A 13,900-nucleotide genomic window follows, 5' to 3' on the forward strand; every position below is an offset into this window, starting at 1 on the left:
CCGAACTCAGAAGTGAAACGCCGTAGTGCCGATGGTAGTGTGGGTATTACCCATGTGAGAGTAGGGTGCCGCCAGACTTTTAAATAAGAGCAAGAGCCCAGCAGAGATGCTGGGCTTTTTTGCTATCTATGGTTTAAGAAATTAAAATCAACGTAATTGAAGAGCAGAGAGGGATATAGTCTGGAAATGAGCTCATTAATCGCTTTTAATAAACCATTTAATGTGGTGTCTCAATTTTCAGCGCATGAAAAGTATCCAACATTGAAAGATTTTATCTCATTACCCAAATTTTATCCTGCTGGACGATTAGATACTGACAGTGAAGGGTTACTTTTATTAACAAACGATGGTAAACTACAAGCTAAAATTAGTTCACCAAAATTTAAGCTACCAAAAACGTATTGGGTTCAAGTTGAAGGATCAATTACTCAACAAGCAATAGATAAATTAAAGCGTGGTGTTCAATTAAAAGAATTTTATACTGCACCTGCACTAGCAACTATTTTAGAAGAACCAACACTCCTATGGCAAAGAGTGCCTCCTATTAGAGAACGTAAAACTATTCCGACATCATGGATAAGTATCACTATAACAGAAGGTAAAAATCGACAAGTTCGAAGGATGTGTGCTGCAGTTGGTTTTCCATGTTTACGATTGATTAGAGTCCAAATAGGTCAATATAATTTATTCAGCCATAATTTACCTTTAGGTGAATGGAAAACAATAAACCTAAATAATCTTTATCTATAAAATAACTAGCAGATAATTAAGTACTATTTTGTAGAGAATTTTTGAATAAACTAGATCAATATATTCAATTCATCTATTTGTACTGAATAAATTGGGCTTTATACTAAAATAAGATAAAATGATCTTTATCATGATCATAGGATAACTATTTATGGTAGAACAAAAAAAAGAGGGATTTTTTTCTCGTCTAAAACAAAGTCTCTTTAAAACAAAACAAAATATAGGATCAGGTTTTTTAAATTTATTTAGAGGAAAAAAAATAGACGATGCTTTATTTGAAGAACTTGAAGAACAATTATTAATTGCAGATGTTGGTTTTGAAACTACGCAAAAAATTATTTCAGCTTTAACTCAACAAGCTTCTCGCAAAGCGTTAAAAGATGCTGATGCTTTACATGAACTATTAAAGCAAGAAATGAAATCTGTATTAAATGGAGTTGATAAACCGCTGGATATTTCAACTCATAAACCATTTGTGATATTAATGGTTGGTGTTAACGGTGTCGGTAAAACAACAACAATAGGTAAATTAGCTCGTCAATTTCAACAACAAGGTAAATCTGTTATGCTTGCCGCAGGTGATACATTTCGTGCTGCAGCGGTTGAACAATTACAAGTATGGGGAGAACGAAATAATATTCCGGTAATTGCACAGCATATTAATGCGGATTCGGCTTCAGTTATTTATGATGCCATTCAAGCTGCCAAAGCTAAAAATATTGATGTTCTAATAGCTGATACTGCAGGTCGTTTACAAAACAAATTACATTTGATGGATGAACTAAAAAAAATTGTTCGAGTGATAAAAAAACATGATGAAACTGCACCACATGAAATCATGTTAACAATTGATGCAGGCACTGGACAAAACGCAATTAGCCAAACTAAATTATTTAATGAAGCAGTTGGATTAACAGGCATGACCTTAACTAAATTAGATGGTACCGCAAAAGGAGGTATAATCTTTAGTATTGCTGATCAGTTTAATATCCCTATCCGTTATATCGGTGTTGGCGAAAAAATTGAAGATTTAAGACCTTTCAACGCTGATGATTTTATTAACGCACTGTTTGATGAAACAGATGAATAGAGAGAGGCTATGATCCAATTTCAACATGTGAGTAAAGTTTATTCGGGCGGAAGACCTGCATTGCAGAATATAAACTTTACATTATCAACAGGTGAAATGGCATTTTTAACAGGTCATTCGGGTGCAGGCAAAAGCACCTTAATGCGTCTCATTTGTGGTTTGGAAAAAGCGAATGATGGTAAAGTAATGCTTAATAGCATTGATGTGTCAACGTTACGAAAGCAGGATATGCCTTTTTTACGGCGAAAAATAGGTATGATCTTTCAAGATCACCAATTACTTATGGATCATACTGTTTATGACAATGTTGCTATTCCTTTAATCATTTTAGGTAAACCAGTTGAAGAAATCCGACGACGGGTTTCTGCATCGCTTGATAAAGTTGGATTAATCAATAAAGCTAAATTCTATCCAATTCAGTTATCTGGTGGAGAACAGCAAAGGGTAGGGATTGCAAGAGCGATTGTTAATCGTCCCAGTGTGTTATTAGCCGATGAGCCTACAGGTAATCTTGATGATAAACTTTCAAAAGATATCTTAAAATTGTTTGAAGAATTTAATCAAGCTGGCGTAACGGTATTAATGGCAACGCATAATATTGGGCTTATTCGTCGAAAACACCACCGAATACTTCATTTAAATCAAGGGCGTTTAGAGGGCTAATATTAATGATAAACGCTAATGTCAGATCAGCCAAAGCAACTTCTAAAAATAAAAGTCACTTTTTAGGTCGTTGGAAAAGACAAATAAGTTATGCATGGCAAAATGTTTTTAATCATTTCAAACAAAATATTTTAACATCACTACTGACAATTTTAGTTATAGCAATTTCAATAAGCTTACCAACAATCGGCTATTTGTTATGGAAAAATGCGAATCAAGCTGCACATCGGTGGTCTCCAACGCCAAATTTAACGGCATATATAAGCAAGACATTTAATGCTGAACAAACTAACGAATTAATTGAAAAAATCAAATCTCTTTCAGAGGTGGAAAAAGTTAATTATCTTTCACGCGATGATGCTAAAGAAGAATTTATTTCATGGTCTGGATTCAGTAGTGCATTAGATTTATTAGAAGAAAATCCACTGCCGGCGGTAGCAATTATTATTCCTAAACCAGAAGCAAAAAAGACAGAAATACTTCATAAATTACAATCAGAAATTTTCAAAATTGATGGTATCGATGATGTCAAACTAGACGATAGCTGGTTTACTCGTTTGACTGCTTTAACTGATATGGTTAAGGCAATAGTTTGGGTTATTGCAATATTTATGATTTTTGCAGTATCACTGGTTATTGGAAATAGTATTCGTTTAAGTATTTTTGCCCGAAAACAAACAATTATTGTCATGCAATTAATAGGCGCTACCGAAGGTTTTATTTTACGCCCTTTTCTGTATAGTGGAATGTTTATTGGATTTATAAGTGCTTTATTTTCTGTCGTTTTATCGGAAATATTTATTTTTCAGATAGAATCTATTATATTAAATGTTTCAAATGAATTTGGAACAGTATTTTCACTAGAAGGGTTATTGTGGGATGAAGTCTTGCTAATTGTATTAATTACAATTGTGATAGGATGGTTATCATCACTTATTACAACAAAAAGATATTTAAAAATTAGTTAATTAAGATAGTTCTTCTTAATAGTATTAAGTAGAAAAGATGATTAATATTTTTATAAATATTTTTTTATTTTAAACCCAATTGTGAACTAAATTACATTTTAACTGTCTAATATTAAAAGTTATAAAACTGTATAAAGTTTTATATTGTTGTAATCAAAAATAAATACAACAAAAAAAGTTTAAATAAAGGGGGAATTAAATGAGTACTGATTTAAAAATGCAAGTAGGTGCTTTAATCCCACAAGGCAATATTGAATCTTACCTTCGCATGATTAATACCTATCCTATGCTAACTGCTGAGGAAGAAAAATCTTTAGGCGAAAGACTTTACTATCATGATGATGTTGATGCAGCAAGACAATTAATTTTATCGCATTTACGTTTTGTTGCGCACATCGCCCGTGGTTATTCTGGTTACGGTTTACCACAAGCAGATTTGATACAAGAAGGTAATATTGGTCTAATGAAAGCAGTACGTCGCTTTAATCCTGAAATGGGCGTTCGTTTAGTGTCATTTGCAGTACATTGGATTAAAGCTGAAATTCATGAGTATGTGTTAAAAAACTGGCGTATTGTTAAAGTTGCAACGACTAAAGCACAAAGAAAATTATTCTTTAATTTAAGAAAAAATAAACAACGTTTGGGTTGGTTTAATAGTGCTGAAGTTGATATGGTTGCTGATGAATTAGGTGTTAGCCGTAAAGATGTGCTTGAAATGGAATCGCGTATGTCTGCACAAGATATGTCCTTTGATGTTGATAGCGATGATGATGATAACGCAGTTGTTGCGCCGGCATTATATTTAGAAGATAGTAATTCAGATTTCTCTAAATCAATTGAAAATGATAATTGGGAAAATGATGCAACCGACAAGTTACATGATGCTTTATCACAATTAGATGAACGTAGCCAAGATATCATTAAAGCTCGATGGTTAGATGCTGATGATAGTAAATCAACGTTGCAAGTTTTGGCTGATAAATATAGTGTTTCGGCTGAACGAATCCGCCAACTTGAAAAAAATGCTATGAAAAAACTACGTGTTGCGATAGAAGCATAAGCTTTTTGTTAACTGCTACTTTTATAAGCCTTGCTGGAAAAGCAGTAAGGCTTTTTTTATGAGTAAAATTTTTAAATTACAGTTAATAGGGGTTTAAAATACTGTTATCAAAATTCATCCAAAAAACATATAAATATGTTATAAATAAAAAACCATCTTTATTTATGACCGTATTGCATAAATATATTTATGTAAATGACTTACTAATTTAGGAATAAGAAATGTTGAAAAAAATTACTAAAAGTATTTTATTAAGTTTTCTGTTTGCAAATCTTGTTGCTTGTAATGAAAAAAATAAACATGACCTAGGAACTATCAAAATAGATACTGGTGCAGTTGAATGTGATCGCTATATTGCATTGATTTTGGATTTACAAAATACATCACAACTGCCTGCCGAATCTGAAGAGTCAGTTAAAAAAAGTATTGAGGAGTTTAGACAGATGGTTGAAAAAAATCCAGATGCGATTAAAGGTGAATGTAATGCGGCCTATTCTGCGATGCGAGGCGCTATAGAGGAACGCTAATTTCAATGAAACATTAAACAAGGATTCTTTAGCGTATCCATTCAAAAGAATTTTTATGTGCTTATAATAACTGATTTCAAAGCGCACAATAAAAAGTTAATTAGTTTTTGTTGAAAATGCATATTATTCACATCAGTTAAAATCAAGAATTTTTTCGTAGCGATTTTATATTAAAGGCAATCGGTAAGTATTTAGATTGCCATCTGCTATAGGATTAAAAACAACCTTTATTTATTGCGCTTAATGCTGCTTCTTGAGCATGTAACAGAGCTGTATCAAAAAAAGGGATCTTGTGATCTGCTTGAGAAATTAATAAACCAATCTCCGTACAACCAAGTATCACTCCTTGGGCTCCTTTTATAACTAGCTTATCAATGATATTAAGATAGGTTTGTTTCGATGTAGGGTTAATGATACCATGGCAAAGTTCATCATAAATAATTTGATTGATGATCATTCTACCTTGCTCATCGGGAATCAGCACTTTTAAACCTCTATTAATCAGTTTTGATTTATAAAAGTCTTGTTCCATCGTATATTTTGTTCCAAGCAAAGCAACGGTTTGAATATTTTCTTTAATTAAGTGCTGTGCCGTAACATCAGCAATATGAAGAATGGGAATATCAATGGCTGCTTGAATCTGATCTGCGACTTTGTGCATAGTATTGGTACAAATCACGATAAAATCTGCACCAGCTTGCACTAACCTTTTCGCTGCATCAATTAAAATAAGCGCACTTTTATCCCACTCACCATTGGCTTGGCAATGTTCAATTTCTTGAAAATCGACACTGTATAAAAGTGTTTTCGCTGAATGTAATCCTCCTAATGATTGTCCTACCTTTTGATTGATAACTTGATAATAAGTCACGGTACTTTCCCAGCTCATCCCGCCGATTAAACCTATTGTTTTCATTTTATTCATCCTTAACGTACTAAATCATAATATAACTTCTTTAAGATATCTTTTAGTTTATTATTAAAAGTTTATGTATCTCTTCTCTCAAAAAATAGTACTAATGTTATAATTTATCTTATTGGAATTTAAGATAAAAAACAATTAATGTCTAAACCGTTATCAAGTTATCATCCCTTACTTTATTGGTTAAGGGTAAATCAGCGTCGTTTGTTTCGTCATTTGTTCTGGTATTGTTCTTCGCGTCAATATAGCTTAGAACGTAGTCATGATTTACGTTTACCATATCGATATAAAAAACATACATCCAAATTAATACGTCGATTGGGTAACAGCGATATTCAGCTTCAATACAATAAAGTCACAAATCTAAAAATTGCAGTGGATTCGTTAAATGGAATCTTAATTAAACCAGGTGAATATTTTTCGTTTTGCCGATTAGTCGGAAAACCAACTAAAAAGCGAGGATTTTTGAATGGAATGGAACTTTCATTTGGTGTAGCTCGTTCTGGTATTGGCGGTGGTATATGTCAGATTAGTAATCTAATTCATTGGTTAGCTCTCCATTCAGAACTCCAAATAGTCGAACGAGCAAATCATAGCTTTGATCCTTTTCCTGATGATGGTCGAGTGTTGCCTTTTGGTTCGGGTGCCGCTATTTTTTATAATTATATTGATCTTATTATTTATAATCCTACCGATAAAACGTTTCAAATTATGCTTCATGTTGGAGAGCACCAACTAGAAGGTGAGCTATTATGTGATGAAGAAAGACAATACAGCTATCATGTTTATGAAAAGCAGCATGCCTTTATTAAAAGGCAAGGTGTTATCTATAGAAAAAATGAAATCTGGAGAGACACCATGACCAAAAACAATGTCGGTGGCGCCCCGGCATGTATTCGTTCAGAAATGATGTATAAAAATAATGTAATTGTAAAATACGAAGTGAATGGAGAATTGATAACAAATGAAGAAAACGAGTAAATATCTATTATTAATGCCATTAATGTGTTTAGTTTTATCTTTTTCATGTTTTGCTGATCCCAAAGTGATTCATGTCGTTGTTGCATTATGTGATAATAAGTATCAAGGCATTGCACCAGTTCCGGCTGCAATCGGTAATGGTCAAGATCCAAAAAATAATCTTTATTGGGGGGCGGCCTATGGTTTTAAAACCTACTTTGGTAAACAAAAAGAGTGGCAAGTAGTACAAATCAATAAACCTGATGATGATAAAATATTAGAAGAGATTATATATAAGCATCGAAGCAAAGATGTTTATCTGATTGCTCAGGCATATAATGGCAAATACATAGATGATACTATTGATGATTTTATAGAATATTCAGCAGGCAAAAAACAATCATCATTTACGATAGATAACAAGAAAATAACGGCTGGAGGTAAAGCTGATTTAGTCGTTTATATTGGTCATAATGCTTTAATGGAATGGTCTTGGCATAAATTTTTGCCTGATAGCTGGCGTTGGGAAACACTTTCAAATGACGCACAAGAACAACAAAAATCGAGATATGCGGCCGTTTTTGCTTGTAAAAGTCAGAAATATTTTTCGAAGCCGTTATCTCGTTTGGGGATTTCGCCCTTGATTTTAACTATGCATCTTATGGCTCCGGAAGCATATAGTGTGCACGCTATGATTGACGCTTGGTTAAAAGGCGAAAGTAAAGCTAATATTCGATTGAAAGTGGCTACTGCCTATAGCAAGTATCAGAAATTAAACAAACCCGCTTTGAATATGTTTACTACTGAATATAGTCAATAGCATCGTAGTTAAATCGGCATAATTTTGAATACTAGAGTCTAAAATATGATCAAAACACCTAAAATTGTTATTTTAACTGGTGCCGGTATTTCGGCTGAGTCTGGGCTATCGACATTCCGTGCGCAAAATGGATTGTGGGAAGGGTATGATGTTAACGATGTTGCAACCTATGAAGGTTATAGTCGTAATCCCATTGCGGTTCATTCCTTCTATAATATGCTACGAAGAAAATTACAACGTCCTGATGTAAAACCGAATTTAGCTCACTTTACTTTAGCTGAACTGGAACACAAATTGGGCAGTGAAAATGTATTAGTGGTCACACAAAATGTAGATAATCTACATGAAATAGCAGGTTCTAAAAATATTATTCATATGCACGGGGAATTACTTAAAGTGCGCAATGAACAAACAGGGCAGATTATCGATTGTCTGGAAGATGTCGATTATCAACAAAATAAATTTATTCGCCCCCATATAGTATGGTTTGGAGAAATCCCATTACAAATGGATAAAATCTACGATGCACTTTCACAGGCTGACTATTTCATTTCTATTGGGACATCTGGTAATGTTTATCCTGCCGCAGGATTTGTAAAAGTTGCCAATCAATCGGGGGCTAAAACTGTTGAGCTTAATTTAGAGCCAAGTTTAAGTGAAAGTTTATTTCAAACCAAAATTTACGGCCTAGCAAGTCAAGTTGTGCCTGAATTTATTGAAAAATTTATTGTTTAATTTCTGTTTTAAAATCATGTTTCTCAGATATTTTTGGGGATTTGGCATAAGGAGGGAGAAAGGGATTAAATTGATAAGCTAAATTGTTTTGTTATTGAGTTTTTTTATGTGCTAAAAAGTTTTAAAGTTTTATCATTTCAAATATAAATGAATTTTCTGATTTTTTAAGGCAATATGGTAATTATAATAATTTAAAGCTGGTTAAAATATGTATAGTAACTTTGATTAATTATCGATAGCATATTTTAATATACGTTAAATTTAAACGTAACAATTTATTTAAGTATACAAATGACGTAATATACTGCTATAATTTTTTCTCTAAGATTTATCATGAATAATAATCCTGATTCAAATTATTGTTACTCTTTTCCGGCTATACGAGGTATTCAAGCAGGTAGACCTTTCTATATAGCTACATGCCCGTTACGTATTATCCCTAAAATATTTAGTTTCGACGATAAAGAAGCAAAACCTGAACTAAGAGCGCAAAGAACATTAAATAAATCAAGAATACCAGAAATGGTAAGATATTTAATAGATAATCCTAAAGATTATGTATTTTCCGCTTTAACTGCTTCAATAGCTGTTAATGTTGAGTTTAAAGAATATTCAGAAGCACAAAATTTAGGTATGTTGCTTGTGCCTATGGACTCTCAAATTTTAATAAATGATGGTCAACATCGAAGAAAAGCAATTGAAGAAGCAATTAAGAAAAAACCAGAACTAGGTCAAGACAATATCCCTGTGCTATTTTTTATCGATCAAGGATTGGTCAAAAGCCAACAAATATTTGCTGATCTGAATAAATATGCTGTAAAACCGAGTCCATCTTTAGCAACGCTTTATGATCATCGAGATCATGCATCAGAGCTTGCTCGTAATTTAGCTTCTCAAATAGAACCGTTTATTGGTTTAACTGAAATGGAAAGATCTACTATATCAACACAATCAGACAAATTATTTACTTTAAGTAGTATTAGACAAGCTACTCGAGCTCTTTTATCGAAAGGTTTAAAGGATAGTTATTCTGAGGATGAAAAAAAATTAGCTACTGAATATTGGTATCAAGTATTTCTTAATATGCCCGATTGGAAGATGGCAATAAACAAAGAAGTATCAGCTTTAAAACTTCGCCAAGAATTTATTCATTCTCATGGAGTTGGACTTCATGCTTTAGGAATACTTGGACAAAGTTTACTACAAAATAGTCCTTTAAACTGGAAAAAAGAATTATCAAAGTTAAGATTAATCAATTGGCGTAAAACAAATCCTGAATGGATCCGCAGAACGATGTCACATGGAAAATTGAGTAAATCTATATCTTCAATAAAGTTAACAACAAATTTTTTAAAAATTACTTTTGATTTACCTCTTACAGAAGAGGAAAAAATACTAGAGCAAAAAGTGAATTAGCAATGGTAAAATTAAAGCAAGTTTATGATTTATATGACTATGAGAATTTTATTAATAAAGAAATTTTTTCTGGTCGAGTTTTAGCTGAGTATGTAGCAGAAGTTCAAAGAGTTTATTGCTCAGATAAGCGTCCTTGGGTTATTGGTTATAGTGGAGGGAAAGATTCTTCTGCAGTAATTACTCTAATTTATTTAGCATTATTAGGTCTAGAGCCTAAGTTTAGGACAAAATCTGTCTTTATCGTTTCATCTGATACTTTAGTCGAAACCCCAGTGGTTGTTGATTTAATTAGTCGTACTTTAGGGCAAATAGAAAAAGGCGCTAAAAGAGATAATTTACCAATAACTTGTCATGCTGTTGTCCCGAAAACAGAAGAAACATTTTGGGTTAATCTATTAGGTAAAGGCTATCCAGCTCCTACAAGAAGTTTTCGGTGGTGTACCGAACGAATGAAAATAAATCCAGTTAGTGATTTTATAAAAGATAAAATTAGTCGATTTGATGAAGTTATTGTTATTCTTGGTTCGCGTAGTAGTGAAAGTGCTTCACGTGCTCAAGTTATAGCCAAACATAAGATTGATGGTTCTCATTTAGCAAGGCATACTACTTTGGCTAATGCTTTTATTTATACTCCTATTGATACATGGGAAGTAGAGGATGTTTGGAAACTGTTACGTGGTGCATACAAATATGCCCTTGATGATATTGAGGAATGGGAATCTCCATGGGGAGGAAATAACCGTCCTCTTTGGACTCTATATATGGATTCTTCAGATCAAGGAGAATGCCCTCTAGTTATTGATGAAAGCACCCCTTCTTGCGGAAATTCTCGTTTTGGATGCTGGACATGTACTGTGGTGAAAAAAGATAGAGCTATGGAAAGTTTAATTAAAAATGGTGAGGAATGGATGTTACCATTGTTAAATTTTCGTGACCTTTTATCATTGACTACAGAACCAGAAAAAAAAGATATTTATCGTAATTATAAACGACGAACCGGTAAAGTAAGCTATCAATATGCTAAGGAAGGAGAAAATATTGCAACTACTCGAAAAATTGTTCCTGGACCTTATTGGATGAAGTATAGAAAACAATGGTTAAAACAACTTTTAGAAATAGAATTGAATTTCAATAAAAAAGGTCATACTATTCAATTAATAACAGAGCCAGAATTGCATGCAATTCGGCATGAGTGGTTGAGAGATCCTAATGAGCCAGACTGGAGTGACTCTTTACCTAAAATTTATAAAGAAGTATATGGAAAGAATTTAAATTGGGTTATTGATGATCAATCCCATTTTGATGAATCTGATGCTCAACTTTTAAAACAGCTTGCTCCTGAATATGATGTTGAAGCTGAGATGGTTATGAAATTAATTGAGCTTGAAATAAGTCTAGAAGGCTTTAGTCGTCGACAAGGTATTTTTAATAAAATTGAAAATATATTGAAACAAGATTGGGGTAAAAGCTTACAAGACATTGAAAAAAAACAATCTGAATTGCAAAAGCGTCATGAAAAAGACTTACATCAAAAAGAACTTACCAAAATTGAAAATGAACTTAAGAATTTACAAAGTGAATTTATAAAAATAGATAATTCAATTTCATTATTGGTAGAAGGTCATTAATATGATTATTAAAAAATTAGTTTTACAAAATTTTCGGGTTTTTCAAGGAACACATGAGATTGAATTATCGCCAACTAATACTAAAAAACCAATTATATTGTTGGGGGGATTAAATGGTTCAGGTAAAACATCAATTTTAACTGCCATTCGTTTAGCACTTTATGGAAAAATGGCTTTTGATTCTGTATTAACGAATCAAGATTACCTTGATCAACTTTCTAAACTCATTTATAAAAATGCAGAAACTAAAAAAATAGAAAAAAGTGCCTCAATTGAATTAACTTTTGCTTATAATCAAGGGGGAGAAACATCTGACTTTACAATAAGCCGTAGTTGGGCCTTAGGGCAAAAAGACAAATTATTTTTATCAAAAAACAGTAAACCATTACAAGAATTAAATTATGAACAATGTCAGGGCTTTCTTAATGAATTAATTCCTAATGGCGTTGCAGATTTATTCTTTTTTGACGGTGAAAAAATTGCAGCCTTAGCTGAAGACGAATCTGGGAAAATTTTACAAACAGCTGTACGACGTTTATTTGGGTTAGATCTCATTGAAAAATTACGTAATGATCTGACTATTTTTCTAAAAAGACATACAACCAATACATTAGATGTAAAAAACCAAGAAATATTAAATCAATTAGAAAACGAAAAAAATACCTATCTTAAAAAGGCTGAGCAATTTAGGCATTCAGCACATCTTATTTATGTACAAATAACTAGTATTGCCGAAAATATTCAGAAAAAAGAAAGATTATTTTCAGCTCAAGGAGGGGCTTTTGCTTTAACCAAATCAAAAGAAAAAGAAAAGGTTGATACACTTGTTAAAGAAAAAGAAACACTTGAGAAATCAATTCGCCAAGAATTTGATGGTGTTTTCCCGTTATCATTGGCGCCTAAAACATTAAATAGTTTATTTGAACAATTACAACAAGAAGTAGAATTGAAGCAGGCTAAACATTTTGTTACTGAGCTAAACCATTTTTTAAATAAACTACAAGCTGATATGGCCTTTCGTTCAACCACTACCGCTAAAATTGCTAGCGAAGCAATTAAAGACCAATTAGATGATTATTTATCCAATAAGCCTTTTGGTGAGGTTTTACTTGATATATCTGAGCGTGAATTAGGTTTTTACCAAAAGATGATTCAAATTGATGTTAATAAAACAAAAATACATTTTCAACAATTACTAAACAGATTAACTATTGTTGAAAACGAATTAGAGCAAGCCTCGCTAAATATTGATCGAGCGCCGGAAGATGAACAATGGTTTGAACTTTTTTCACAAATTAGGCAACTCGATTGTGAAAGAATCACTAAAATCAATGATCATAATGAATTTCTTGAAGATGCTAGAAAAATGTTAGTATTAGCGTTGGAAAGAACAAAACAAATTCAAAAATTTCATGATGAAATACGTTTACAATATAACGATAATAATGCTATTGTCCATGCTAAAAATAGCTTAGCTCTTTTAGAGGAATATACTGTTTCACTCACTGAGTCAAGAATCAAAGCTCTAGAGACTAAATTTTTATCAGCATATAAACGGTTGAATCGTAAGGAGCATGAAAAATTATCAGCTAAAGTGAATACAAAAACCTTTGATGTTGAACTTGTTGATAACGATGGTCAATTTATTAATCGACAATCTTTATCAGCGGGTGAAAAACAGATTTATGCTATTGCTATTCTCGAAGCATTAGGTAAAACGTCTGGTCGTCAATTACCTGTTATTATTGATACACCTCTTGGACGGTTAGATTCACAACATCGAGATAAATTAATTAAATATTATTTTCCTATCGCCAGTGAACAAGTCATTATTTTATCAACTGACACTGAGATTGATAAAAATTATTATGAAAATTATTTAAAAGATAATATTTCTCATTGTTACCAAATAAATTTCAACAACAAAACTAACTCTTCAGAAATAAATAGTGGTTATTTTTGGTCAAAGTCACAACTCAGTAAAAATCAAGAGGTACTCAATGTTACCTAATAGGATGCAACTTACTCGTCAAACCGAAGAACAATTAAAACGTCTTAAAATTGCAACAGGAATAACTCCAAATATATCTTCTCGCCTAGCATTTTATCGTTCAATCGAATCGGGATTTAGGTACCAAATAAATGATAAAAAACTAGATGGTTTATTAGTTTTAGAAAAATCAATTTGGTTAGGAGAATTAGAAGGGATTACTGAGTTATTGCTACGATTCATATATCCTGATCTTGATAGTAAAGCGCTCATGAAAGCTTGGGCTGCGCATGTAGAAGATGGTATAGCGGCTTTAAGAAATCATAAAAATTTATTAAATTTAGTTATTGCCATAAAGTAATTAACCTTTA

At 32.4% G+C, this 13,900-nt stretch carries 13 protein-coding genes and 1 pseudogene; 13 read left to right on the forward strand and 1 reads right to left on the reverse strand.

All coding sequences use genetic code 11. From position 1 onward, the window contains the following. Positions 1–186: 186 nt before the first annotated feature. The 6 genes and pseudogenes from J3U14_RS07410 to J3U14_RS07435 all read left to right on the forward strand — a co-directional run bounded on the left by J3U14_RS07410 (position 187) and on the right by J3U14_RS07435 (position 5,058). Positions 187–750, forward strand: a complete 564-nt coding sequence (locus J3U14_RS07410) for a pseudouridine synthase (RefSeq protein ID WP_267369615.1) — start codon at positions 187–189, stop codon at positions 748–750. 166 nt (positions 751–916) lie between these two features. Continuing rightward, a pseudogene (ftsY, locus tag J3U14_RS07415) lies at positions 917–1,840 on the forward strand (signal recognition particle-docking protein FtsY); the annotation flags it as partial. A 9-nt stretch (positions 1,841–1,849) separates the two neighbouring features. After that, positions 1,850–2,503, forward strand: a complete 654-nt coding sequence (ftsE, locus tag J3U14_RS07420; RefSeq protein ID WP_267350057.1) for a cell division ATP-binding protein FtsE — start codon at positions 1,850–1,852, stop codon at positions 2,501–2,503. 5 nt (positions 2,504–2,508) lie between these two features. Further along, positions 2,509–3,471 (forward strand): permease-like cell division protein FtsX, encoded by a 963-nt coding sequence (ftsX, locus tag J3U14_RS07425; RefSeq protein ID WP_267350055.1) that lies wholly within the window; start codon positions 2,509–2,511, stop codon positions 3,469–3,471. A gap of 199 nt (positions 3,472–3,670) precedes the next feature. Continuing rightward, positions 3,671–4,531 carry an RNA polymerase sigma factor RpoH gene (gene rpoH / locus J3U14_RS07430; RefSeq protein ID WP_065558060.1) on the forward strand — a complete coding sequence of 287 codons (861 nt, stop codon included), beginning with the start codon at positions 3,671–3,673 and terminating at the stop codon, positions 4,529–4,531. 221 nt (positions 4,532–4,752) lie between these two features. Further along, positions 4,753–5,058 (forward strand): hypothetical protein, encoded by a 306-nt coding sequence (locus J3U14_RS07435; RefSeq protein WP_267350052.1) that lies wholly within the window; start codon positions 4,753–4,755, stop codon positions 5,056–5,058. 214 nt (positions 5,059–5,272) lie between these two features. On the opposite strand, the gene J3U14_RS07440 is transcribed toward J3U14_RS07435, so the two are convergent. Further along, positions 5,273–5,974 (reverse strand): aspartate/glutamate racemase family protein, encoded by a 702-nt coding sequence (locus J3U14_RS07440; protein WP_267350050.1) that lies wholly within the window; start codon positions 5,972–5,974, stop codon positions 5,273–5,275. Positions 5,975–6,121: 147 nt separating this feature from the next. On the opposite strand from J3U14_RS07440, the gene J3U14_RS07445 reads away from it, so the two are divergent. The 7 genes from J3U14_RS07445 (at position 6,122) to dndE (ending at position 13,890) form a co-directional block, all read left to right on the forward strand. Beyond that, positions 6,122–6,961 carry a VanW family protein gene (locus tag J3U14_RS07445; RefSeq protein ID WP_267350048.1) on the forward strand — a complete coding sequence of 280 codons (840 nt, stop codon included), beginning with the start codon at positions 6,122–6,124 and terminating at the stop codon, positions 6,959–6,961. Beyond that, on the forward strand, positions 6,945–7,760 hold the full coding sequence (locus tag J3U14_RS07450; RefSeq protein ID WP_267350046.1) for a hypothetical protein: 816 nt from the start codon (positions 6,945–6,947) through the stop codon (positions 7,758–7,760). The genes J3U14_RS07445 and J3U14_RS07450 overlap by 17 nt, the downstream gene beginning before the upstream one ends. A 45-nt stretch (positions 7,761–7,805) precedes the next feature. Continuing rightward, on the forward strand, positions 7,806–8,495 hold the full coding sequence (gene cobB, locus J3U14_RS07455; protein WP_267350044.1) for a Sir2 family NAD+-dependent deacetylase: 690 nt from the start codon (positions 7,806–7,808) through the stop codon (positions 8,493–8,495). Between the two features lie 333 nt (positions 8,496–8,828). Continuing rightward, positions 8,829–9,911 carry a DNA sulfur modification protein DndB gene (dndB, locus tag J3U14_RS07460; protein ID WP_267350042.1) on the forward strand — a complete coding sequence of 361 codons (1,083 nt, stop codon included), beginning with the start codon at positions 8,829–8,831 and terminating at the stop codon, positions 9,909–9,911. 2 nt (positions 9,912–9,913) lie between these two features. Continuing rightward, positions 9,914–11,539, forward strand: a complete 1,626-nt coding sequence (gene dndC, locus J3U14_RS07465; RefSeq protein ID WP_267350040.1) for a DNA phosphorothioation system sulfurtransferase DndC — start codon at positions 9,914–9,916, stop codon at positions 11,537–11,539. Position 11,540: 1 nt separating this feature from the next. Then, a complete protein-coding gene (dndD, locus tag J3U14_RS07470; protein ID WP_267350038.1) occupies positions 11,541–13,550 on the forward strand; it encodes a DNA sulfur modification protein DndD in 2,010 nt (669 codons plus the stop codon). Beyond that, positions 13,540–13,890, forward strand: a complete 351-nt coding sequence (dndE, locus tag J3U14_RS07475; protein ID WP_267350036.1) for a DNA sulfur modification protein DndE — start codon at positions 13,540–13,542, stop codon at positions 13,888–13,890. The genes dndD and dndE overlap by 11 nt, the downstream gene beginning before the upstream one ends. Positions 13,891–13,900 lie beyond the last annotated feature (10 nt).

The sequence above is a fragment of the Gilliamella sp. B3801 genome (assembly GCF_026536645.1).
GTDB lineage: Bacteria > Pseudomonadota > Gammaproteobacteria > Enterobacterales > Orbaceae > Gilliamella > Gilliamella apicola_I.

What these genes read in the sequence shown, in the direction of transcription:
- J3U14_RS07410 (WP_267369615.1), top strand. Translation starts at nt 187, where the DNA reads ATGAGCTCATTAATCGCTTTTAATAAACCATTTAATGTGGTGTCTCAA.
- ftsE (WP_267350057.1), top strand. Translation starts at nt 1,850, where the DNA reads ATGATCCAATTTCAACATGTGAGTAAAGTTTATTCGGGCGGAAGACCT.
- ftsX (WP_267350055.1), top strand. Translation starts at nt 2,509, where the DNA reads ATGATAAACGCTAATGTCAGATCAGCCAAAGCAACTTCTAAAAATAAA.
- rpoH (WP_065558060.1), top strand. Translation starts at nt 3,671, where the DNA reads ATGAGTACTGATTTAAAAATGCAAGTAGGTGCTTTAATCCCACAAGGC.
- J3U14_RS07435 (WP_267350052.1), top strand. Translation starts at nt 4,753, where the DNA reads ATGTTGAAAAAAATTACTAAAAGTATTTTATTAAGTTTTCTGTTTGCA.
- J3U14_RS07440 (WP_267350050.1), bottom strand. Translation starts at nt 5,974, where the DNA reads ATGAAAACAATAGGTTTAATCGGCGGGATGAGCTGGGAAAGTACCGTG.
- J3U14_RS07445 (WP_267350048.1), top strand. Translation starts at nt 6,122, where the DNA reads ATGTCTAAACCGTTATCAAGTTATCATCCCTTACTTTATTGGTTAAGG.
- J3U14_RS07450 (WP_267350046.1), top strand. Translation starts at nt 6,945, where the DNA reads ATGAAGAAAACGAGTAAATATCTATTATTAATGCCATTAATGTGTTTA.
- cobB (WP_267350044.1), top strand. Translation starts at nt 7,806, where the DNA reads ATGATCAAAACACCTAAAATTGTTATTTTAACTGGTGCCGGTATTTCG.
- dndB (WP_267350042.1), top strand. Translation starts at nt 8,829, where the DNA reads ATGAATAATAATCCTGATTCAAATTATTGTTACTCTTTTCCGGCTATA.
- dndC (WP_267350040.1), top strand. Translation starts at nt 9,914, where the DNA reads ATGGTAAAATTAAAGCAAGTTTATGATTTATATGACTATGAGAATTTT.
- dndD (WP_267350038.1), top strand. Translation starts at nt 11,541, where the DNA reads ATGATTATTAAAAAATTAGTTTTACAAAATTTTCGGGTTTTTCAAGGA.
- dndE (WP_267350036.1), top strand. Translation starts at nt 13,540, where the DNA reads ATGTTACCTAATAGGATGCAACTTACTCGTCAAACCGAAGAACAATTA.